The sequence below is a fragment of the Streptomyces sp. MUSC 14 genome (assembly GCF_001866675.1).
GTDB lineage: Bacteria > Actinomycetota > Actinomycetes > Streptomycetales > Streptomycetaceae > Streptomyces.
Window position 1 is genome coordinate 1 of the sequence record NZ_MLYN01000149.1, and the last position, 480, is coordinate 480.

General features: G+C 64.0%; 1 protein-coding gene and 1 pseudogene. Both read right to left on the reverse strand.

Annotated elements, in window-relative coordinates:
* Positions 1-211, reverse strand: a 211-nt coding sequence (locus tag BIV25_RS54020; RefSeq protein WP_256257233.1) for an acyltransferase domain-containing protein, incomplete at its 3' end; no start/stop codon positions are given.
* 30 nt (positions 212-241) lie between these two features.
* Positions 242-466: pseudogene (locus tag BIV25_RS54915) on the reverse strand (hypothetical protein); the annotation flags it as partial.
* Between the last annotated feature and the right edge of the window lie 14 nt (positions 467-480).

Below are 480 nucleotides of genomic sequence, written 5' to 3' on the forward strand. Positions count from 1 at the left end.
CAACAACCGCCCCCGCAACCACCTCACCCACGCCAGGGCCGAACTGCTCACACACCGCGTCAAAAGCCCGCGCAAACACCGGGAACACCTCATACAACTCCCGCCCCATACCCCGACGCTGCGCACCCTGACCAGTAAAAACAAAAGCCAGACGCCCCGGAACGGAACGAGCCGCGGCCTCACCGAACCCCGCAGCCAGTCCGTCGAGCAACTGCTCACGATCACCGGCGACTACAACCGCCCGATGATCGAGCGCGGCCCGACTCTTCGCCAAGGACCACGCCACATCCCCCAAACTCACCTCGCCATGCGCCAAGACCCACGACCGCAAACGCTCAACCTGCCCACGCAACCCGTCCTCGGTCCGCCCCGACACCACAAACGGAAGCACCCCGGCCGCAGCCCCTGGAACAGACCGAGACTCGACGACATCCTCCAGAATGACGTGTGCGTTCGTACCACTGATACCAAAAGACGACA